At 31.5% G+C, this 8,204-nt stretch carries 9 protein-coding genes; 1 reads left to right on the top strand and 8 read right to left on the bottom strand.

All coding sequences use genetic code 11. From position 1 onward, the window contains the following. The 3 genes from secF to yajC are packed head-to-tail and all read right to left on the bottom strand — an operon-like array spanning window position 1 to window position 2,817. Window positions 1-972 (bottom strand): protein translocase subunit SecF, encoded by a 972-nt coding sequence (secF, locus tag FMM58_RS04415; RefSeq protein WP_150140066.1) that lies wholly within the window; start codon window positions 970-972, stop codon window positions 1-3. Then, window positions 972-2,552, bottom strand: coding sequence for a protein translocase subunit SecD (gene secD, locus FMM58_RS04410; RefSeq protein WP_150140065.1), 1,581 nt, complete (start codon window positions 2,550-2,552; stop codon window positions 972-974). Before secD ends, secF begins: the two co-directional genes overlap by 1 nt. Continuing rightward, complete coding sequence (yajC, locus tag FMM58_RS04405; RefSeq protein WP_150140064.1) at window positions 2,545-2,817, bottom strand: preprotein translocase subunit YajC; 273 nt, start codon at window positions 2,815-2,817, stop codon at window positions 2,545-2,547. The genes secD and yajC overlap by 8 nt, the downstream gene beginning before the upstream one ends. On the opposite strand from yajC, the gene FMM58_RS04400 reads away from it, so the two are divergent. Beyond that, the gene (locus FMM58_RS04400) at window positions 2,790-4,148 is read left to right on the top strand and encodes an apolipoprotein N-acyltransferase (protein ID WP_150180439.1); all 1,359 of its coding nucleotides are present in this window, start codon (window positions 2,790-2,792) and stop codon (window positions 4,146-4,148) included. The two genes, yajC and FMM58_RS04400, sit on opposite strands and share 28 nt — an antisense overlap. Here the strand turns inward: FMM58_RS04400 and FMM58_RS04395 are convergent. From FMM58_RS04395 to FMM58_RS04375, 5 genes are read right to left on the bottom strand one after another with little or no spacing between them, the layout of a single operon-like run. Then, a complete protein-coding gene (locus tag FMM58_RS04395; RefSeq protein ID WP_150140062.1) occupies window positions 4,137-5,135 on the bottom strand; it encodes an acyl-CoA dehydrogenase family protein in 999 nt (332 codons plus the stop codon). The genes FMM58_RS04400 and FMM58_RS04395 overlap by 12 nt on opposite strands. Further along, window positions 5,135-5,689 carry an OsmC family protein gene (locus FMM58_RS04390; protein WP_150140061.1) on the bottom strand — a complete coding sequence of 185 codons (555 nt, stop codon included), beginning with the start codon at window positions 5,687-5,689 and terminating at the stop codon, window positions 5,135-5,137. The genes FMM58_RS04395 and FMM58_RS04390 overlap by 1 nt, the downstream gene beginning before the upstream one ends. A 21-nt stretch (window positions 5,690-5,710) precedes the next feature. Beyond that, window positions 5,711-6,463, bottom strand: a complete 753-nt coding sequence (locus FMM58_RS04385) for an ABC transporter ATP-binding protein (RefSeq protein WP_150140060.1) — start codon at window positions 6,461-6,463, stop codon at window positions 5,711-5,713. Beyond that, window positions 6,460-7,209, bottom strand: a complete 750-nt coding sequence (locus FMM58_RS04380; protein WP_150180438.1) for an ABC transporter permease — start codon at window positions 7,207-7,209, stop codon at window positions 6,460-6,462. The genes FMM58_RS04385 and FMM58_RS04380 overlap by 4 nt, the downstream gene beginning before the upstream one ends. After that, complete coding sequence (locus FMM58_RS04375) at window positions 7,193-8,125, bottom strand: ABC transporter substrate-binding protein (protein WP_150140058.1); 933 nt, start codon at window positions 8,123-8,125, stop codon at window positions 7,193-7,195. Before FMM58_RS04375 ends, FMM58_RS04380 begins: the two co-directional genes overlap by 17 nt. Window positions 8,126-8,204 lie beyond the last annotated feature (79 nt).

Raw genomic sequence — 8,204 nt, 5'->3', positions numbered from 1 at the left:
TTAAACCCTACCTTTTTCATATAATGCACGATTTTTCTCTTTTTCTTGTTTTGCTTTTAATTTTAAAAGTTCTTTTTGTCTATAATTTTCTACATTAAATTTAAACCATAAAAGTGCAGGACTTGCAACAAAAATCGATGAAAGCGTACCGGCTACTAAGCCTACGATTAAGGCTAGTGAAAAGCCTTCTATCATGGAACCTCCAAAAAGATATAAAATAACAACGGTTATAATGGTAAGCCCAGAGGTTAAAATAGTCCTTGAAAGTGTGGCAGAAACGCTTTCGTTTATAATTTGTGCCAGATTTGTGCTTTTACTTTTTTGAATGCCTTCTCTAATTCTGTCAAAGATAATAATAGTATCATTTAAAGAATAACCAAGCACGGTTAAAACGGCAGCTAAAATTTCTAAATTTACATCAATTCTAAATAAAGAAATAGCCCCAAGGGTGATTAAAACATCATGAATTTCAGTAATAATAGCAGCCATTGCAAAACGCCACTCAAAACGAAAAGCTAGATATATTAAAATAGCTATTAAAGAAACACCTATTGCCATTAAGCCCTTAGTTCTTAACTCATCTCCTACTTTTGGCCCTACAACATCAGCCCTTCTAACTTCAAAATTTCCAGTATCCTTTAAAAGATAACTTATACTCTCTCCTATATCAACGCCTAAATTATCATCACTTCCTAAAAAACGAATGGTAATTTCTTCGCTACTTCCAAATTCAGTTACGCTTAAATTTTGAAATTTACCTGTATTGCCTAAAAGTTCTCTAATTTGAGCTATAGGGGCGTCTTTGTCGTATTTTAACTGCACTAAGGTACCACCACTAAAATCAATGCCATATTGAAGTCCCCTATCCCAAAGTAAAAAAATAGAACCAAGTATTAAAAAAGCAGAAAATGCAATGGCTATAAAACGAATTTTCATAAAATTATAAATTTTTTTCTCGCTAAAAAATTGCATTATTTTCTCCTATATCCTAGCCAAATTCTTGTATTATTACTTTTTTCAATATTTTTCATAAAATAATCAAAAAGCCCATGTGTTCCCCAAATAGCAGTAATCATAGAGATAATTATACCTATACCCAAGGTAACTGCAAAGCCCTTAACAGGTCCGGTTCCATAAGCATAAAGGGCTATTGAGGTAACAAGGGTGGTAATATTTGAGTCAATTATCGCACTCATAGCGTTTTTATAGCCATTTTCTATGCTTTTTTTAATGCCTTGCTCTTCTTTTAAAAGCTCCCTTATACGCTCATTTATAATAACATTTGCATCAACTGCCATGCCAACGGTTAAAACAAGCCCTGCCATTCCGGGCAAGGTTAAAGTGGCTCCAAACATAGCCATAACAGCGACAATTACCAAAATATTTGCAATCAAGGCAATATTTGCAAATATACCAGCCACCCCATAATAAAGCATCATAAAAAGTACTATCACAACAAAGGCACCTATTAATGCAATCATAGACATTCTAATACTATCAGCTCCAAGTGATGGACCTATACTTCTTTGTTCTAAAAGCTTGATAGGGGCTAAAAGTGCCCCACTTCTTAAAGCAACGGCCACGTCTCTTGCTTCTTCTTGAGTAAACGCCCCACTTATTTGACCACTTCCTCCTCCTATTCTTTCATTAATAGAAGGAGCAGAATATACTTTATTATCAAGTACTATTGCAAGTCTTTTTCCAACATTTGCACCTGTATAATCTCCAAATTTCTTAGCACCTTCTGAATTTAAACTAAAATTTATAACTGGATAAGTGCTAGTATCAGTAAAACCTACTCTTGCATCAGTTAAAAGTGAGCCATCCAAAATAGGAATAGCCTTTAAGGTATATTTAAAATCTTTATTTTTAGCATCTTCAACGACTACAAGCCCATAACTAGCAGCCTCAGCATCACTCATTGAATTTGCTAAATGAAGCCTACTCTCATCAACTTCCATTAATTGCAAATGTGCTACTTTGGTGATTCTTTCCTTTGCCCTTAACTCATCTTCCTTGCTTTTTATGCCAGCAAGTTCTACTAAAATTTTATCCTCTCCTTGTTTTGCCACGGTAGGTTCAGCAAGTCCAAATTCATCAAGTCTATTTCTAATAGTTTCAACAGCTTGTAAAAGGGCAAAATTTTCTATATTTTTAAGCTCTTCATCGCTAAACAATAACTCATAAGCTAAATTTTCTACCTTAAAATTTAAGCCCTGCGTTTCATTTATCAAATTTTCAATTTTATTTTTATCGCTATCATCAAGTAAATTAAATTCTACACTTTTATCCTTAATAATTATCTTATCTATAAGTATATTTTCCTTATCTATTGAGTAAGATAAGGACGAGGCAATGGATTTTATCTTAGATTTTATGGCCTCTTCATTATCTACGCCTAAAAGCATATAAAGTCCACCTTGTAGGTCAAGGCCTAAATTTATCTTTTTGCCACTTTCAGACTGTAAAAAAGAAGGAAGTGAAAAAAATACACCAAAGATAAATACAATAGCGAAAACTACGAGTCTATATGTGATTTTAGATTCACTCATTAATTTTCTTTGCGACAAATTCTCTTGAAATTTTTACAATAACATTCTCATCATTAAGCTTAACTTTGATACAATCATTTTCTGGTTTTACAACCTCGCAAATTAAACCTCCATTGGTGATAATCTTATCGCCTTTTTCTAGGTTTTGTTGCATTAAAGCGTGAGCTTTTGCTTGTTTTTGTTGTGGTCGTATAACTAGAAAATAAAAAATTGCAAAAAGCACTATAAGAGGTAACAATGAGCTTAAGAGTCCCGATTCTGTCATATTTTTCCTTTGTTCCAAAAAATTTTAATTATAATTCTATCATTTTTAAAATAATAAAAGTCTTTTTTATAGCAATTTTACTATCAAATTGTATTTATTTATCTTTTTATGACAATATATACACTCAAACTCTAAGCCCGCTTTTATCTATATGGGGACTTGTGTTATTGCTTAGACAAAAGGCAAAGGGCTATTTTTGGGTAGGCGTTTTAGTAGGAATTTTCTGGTTTTGGTGGCTTGGTTTATCTTCTATTTATTTTGATTTAACTTATTTAGTGCCTGTTATTATCTTATTAGTTGGCTTAGTATATGGAATTTTGTTTAGAATTTGTCATTTATTTCACTTTGATTTATTGCGTTTAAGTGCGATTTTTTGTTTAAGTTATATCCACCCTATTGGCTTTGATTGGCTAAATTGGGGAATTTTAACAGTGCCTGGCTTTTTTGATTCAAATTTGCAAGGAAGCATTTGTTTATTTTTAATAGCTTATTTTTATTATGAACGTTTTATTTCAAGATACTATAAAATGGCGATTATAACAGCAATTTTCTTTATAGGCTTTCATTATGATATAAAAGAAAGTCAAAGCTTAAATTTAAGATATGAGTTGGTAAATACAAATATTAATCAAGGTAAAAAATACATAAATGAAAATAAAATAGAAGATGCAAATATCTTACTTTATGAAATTCAAAAAGCAATTGATAATAAAAAAGAATTAGTAATCTTACCTGAAAGTGCCTTTGCCTTTGATTTAAAAAATGCTTATGAGGGCGAATTTCACAAGGAACTTTTAGAACTTTCTAAAAAAATTACTATAATAACGGGTGCCTTTAACACGGACGATGATAATGAAGTATTTAATTCTACTTATATTTATGCAAGTGGAATTTTGAATGTCTTAGATAAGCATTATTTGGTACCTTTTGGTGAATACATTCCTTATTTTTCAAGCCTTGTTAGAAAATGGTTTTTACCAAATATGCAAGAATTTTCTCAAGGTCCCCTACTTAGTCAATATAAGCTTAAAAATCAACTCATTACAAACGCTATTTGCTACGAGGCTACCAAAGAAGCAATTTATAAAAAATCAAAGCTTATAATAGCCATTTCAAATAATGCTTGGTTTAATTATTCAAGTGAGTATAAATTGCAACAGCTTTTAATGAGATATTATGCAAACAAATATGGAGTAAGCATTTATCATGCTACAAATGGCAAAGGAAATGCTGTGATTAGACCTAAAACTCTACTTTATAAAGAATGGGAAAATAAATTTAATGATATAAGCCAAAAAGCAAAGGCCCTTTGGCAACAATTATTTGGCTAAAAGCTTATATAAATGCTTAATCGAAGGCGTTACAAGTGCCATAAAATAGCTTTCTAGCAAATTCTTAACCCCATTACTATCCTTTAAATAAGCATTGCTTCCTTGATACAAAACTGCCCACTTTGAACACTCTAAGCTTAATTCAGCCAGGACCAGTCTAAATTCAATAATTTCTTTAATATCAGTATTATTTATATTTTCACAAAGTAAGGCTGTCTTTTTTTCAAAGTCATAAACCTTATCTAAAAGCATATTAGGCTTAATAGGTAAAAAATTTATATCATCTTTTTTAGCCTTTTTCATAAGCTCAATGGAATTCTTACAAAGCCCAAGACCCATGCCGCATTGCAACAATAAAAAGCCCTTTAATACTTTTTTAAAAAATTCTTCTCCATTTTTTGCAATGATAAATTCGTCACTTAAAAAATAATCATTTAAGCTTACTGATTTTGTAGCAGAACCCTCCAGAGCACAAAAATGAATTTTATCGCTTAATTTTGCTTTAGAACAATCAATAAAGGCAAAGATTTTTTCATTTTCATCTGCGTCACAAAGCAAGGCAAAATAATGATTATTATCCAAATTTGAAACCCAAGGCAAGCTACCATTTAAAACATAGCCCTTATCAACTTTTTTTGCTTTAATGAAATTTTTTTCAATATCACTTAATGCCTTTGCTCCATTGCTAAGCCCTGTTCCTCCAAATTCAGTCCCACTTGAAAGCAAGGGGATAAATTTATTTTTCAAGGTCTCATTTGAACTATTTTGTAAATACCAAATCAAAGTATATTGACACCATACGCAAAAGCCCGTATTTGCACAATATGAAGATATTAACATAATGTTTTTAACAGCCCCAAAAAGCCCCTCATTAAAGCCATTAAAAAGCCCTTTTTGTGCAAGGGCTTTTAATTCTTGTTTAGGATAATATCCTTGATGAATTTCTTTTAATTTTGAAACTAAAAGTTCTTTTGCAAGTACTTGCATTATAAGCCTTTAAATTCTTTATCGTCAACTTCGACTTTAACGTGGCGAATCATAGTATTTGCCACGGGTGAGTATTTAGTCGCATGTTCTATTAAGGCTTCTTTAGTTTTTTCATCTGCATCGCTTTGCAAATCAACCTTAATTCTAAGTTCAGTAAAGCCAAGTGGTTTATTTTTACTTAAATCACCAGTTCCCCAAACAGCAGTTATATTTAAATCGCCCTCAAGTTCGATTTCAAGCTTACTTATAGTAATGTTTTGGGCTATTGCATTAGCATGAATTCCAACACAAATGCAAGAACCAAGTGCGGCTAAAACTACCTCGCTAGGATTTGGCGCTGTATCATCTCCTAGTAAAACAGGCGGTTCATCAACTATATAGGCTGGAAGATTGCGAATATAATTTTCGTGTCTAAACTTACCAACGGCTATAGTTTTGCATTTTAAGGTTTTAATCACTTCTGGATTTTCCTTGCCACTTTTTATTAAGGCCTCTAAACCTGCCCTATCAATAGGACTTAAACAAGCACAACCTGCAACAACATTTTCTTTCATATTTTCTCCTTTAAAATTTGATTAGATATAATACTCATCTTTACTTTTTCCCTTTAAAAGACTTTCTATTTCATTTTTTAAGGCGTTAAATTCAAGGCTTTGTCTACTTGTGATATTTTTTAAGCCCTTTAAATCGCCAACTATTTCACCCCTTTCCTTTAAAATGATAATTCTATTTCCTAAAAACACAGCCTCTTCTAAATCATGGGTTACAAAAATAGCACTCATTTTTAGCTTAGAAACTATGCTTAAAAGCTCATTTTGTAGCTTTTTTCTAGTAAAGTTATCAAGGGCAGAAAAGGGCTCATCAAGCAAAAGCATTTTAGGTTCTACGCTTAACGCCCTTGCAAGTGCTACCCTTTGCTTTTGACCTCCACTTAACTCATTTATAAAACTATCCCTTTTTTCATAAAGTCCTACCAAATTTAAATAATACTTAGCCCTTTCTAATGCCTTATTTTTAGGAATTTTCTTGCATGTTAAGGCAAAAAGTACGTTTCCTAAAACGCTTTTATATTCTAAAAGGGCGTAATCTTGAAAAATTTTAATTCTTGTATTATCAATTGTTAAGCTATTTTTATAGGCTTTTTCATTGATAAGAATTTCTCCACCAAAGCTTTCAAAGCCACTTATTATATTAAGTAGTGTGCTTTTTCCACAGCCACTAGCCCCCAAAAGCGTGGTAAAATCGCCATCCTTAAAGCTTAAATTTAAATTTGACAAAATAATATTGTTAGAATAAGTCTTGCTAACATTTTTTAAAACTATATTCATTTATGACCCATTCTTGCTTTAATGAAATTTTCTAAGAGACTAAATAAAATTTGAAGTACAAAGCCTAAAAAGCCTATTACTATAATGGCTACTAAGATATAATCAACTTGAAGTAAGTTTCTACCATCAATAATCATATATCCAAGACCACTTTGAACACCTAACATTTCAGCAGCTACAAGTTGTATAAAGGCTATTGCTGCAGCTAGTTTTAAGCCACTTGCTATACTTAAGAAGGTGCTTGGTAAAATGATATGATAAAAAATAAGCCTTTCATTTGCCCCGAAATTTTGAGCCATTAAAAGCCTTTGTTTTGGTATATTTCTAACCCCACTAATACATAAAAAAAGTATAGGGAAAAATACAGAATAAGCTATTATAAAAATAGCCCCAATGTCACCTATGCCAAAGATAAGCACTATTAAGGGTAAGAGTGCAAGTGGAGAAAGTGGTCTTAAAAACTGGGTAAAAGGTTCAAGTAAAATTTCAAGCGGCCTAAAACGACCTAAAATAAGACCTAAGATTACCCCTAAAAATGCCCCTAAAATATAGCCTATAAAAAATCTTCTTAAGCTATCAAAAATAGCCACTTGCAAGACATTTAAATTTGCTAAAAAGCACTCATAAACAGCTAAGGGACTTGGAATGATTACAAAAAAGCCCTTAATGCTTAAAAAGTGCCAAAGCCCTATAACAAGGACAAATAAAACTAAGGATAAAAGGCGAAAACTAAGCATTATTAACATAAGCCTTAGTTATAAAAGAAATATCTACAAAATCGCTATATGAAATGTTAAAATTTTCTACCCCTGCATCTTTCATGCCCGAAATTACTATGTCAAAATCATTTTGGCTAACTTTTAAATTCGAAAAAGATATCAAATTTTCATCTCTTATAACACTTGCTAAAAGTTCTTTTTTATGCCCTAAAACCTTGTTGCCTAAGATTATAGCTTCGTCTTTATTTTCATTTATAAACTTAGCAGTTTTTACAAAATTATTAACAAGACCTTGCAATTTATCTTTATTTTCATATAAATTTTTATTTACTACAAACTGGCAGCAAGTGTGGTTTGGCAAAATTTGGCTTGATAATTTTAAACTTTTTGAAATATTTAAGGAATTTGCCAAATTTCCAAAGGGCTGGGCTACTAAAAAGGCATCAATTGAGCCATTTTTTAAAGCAAAAGGCATTTCACTTGGTGCCATGTCTATTAAGTTTACTTCACTTAGCTTAATATTATTTTGCGTTAAAAGCGTGTTTAAAAGTAAAAAATGAGTAGAAAAACGACTTGGTATAGCAATCTTTTTACCTTTTAAATCGTTTATGCTATTGATTTCTTTTTTTACGCTTAGGACCGACCCGTTTCTGTGAGTTGCCATAATTGATTTTAACGGTAGTTGCGTTGAAAGTTTTAAGGCAAGTGGATTTAACATAAAAGCCCCGTCTATGCTACCAGCCCTTAAGGCCTCGCTTAAATCAGGCCAAGAGTTAAATTTAATGCTTTGAAAGCTATCAGGGTAAAGTTCCTTAGCTATCATTAAAAAATGGTCAGTTATAGGTAAAAATCCTAATTTTACCTTAGAAAAATCATTTGCCTTTAAAGAGACAAGTGAAACAAAAAAGGCACTAGAAAGTGCTAGAAATTGTCTTCTTTGCATGAAAAAGTCCTTAAAATAAACTATAAAATGAGAATAAGCTCCAAAATAAGCTTATTTGAAACTGAAATTAAAGCATATT

This window comes from Campylobacter sp. LR291e (genome assembly GCF_008633915.1).
Taxonomy (GTDB): Bacteria; Campylobacterota; Campylobacteria; order Campylobacterales; family Campylobacteraceae; genus Campylobacter_D.
Note: the sequence above shows the minus strand (reverse complement) of the source record. Positions and strands in the feature narration are given on the sequence as shown.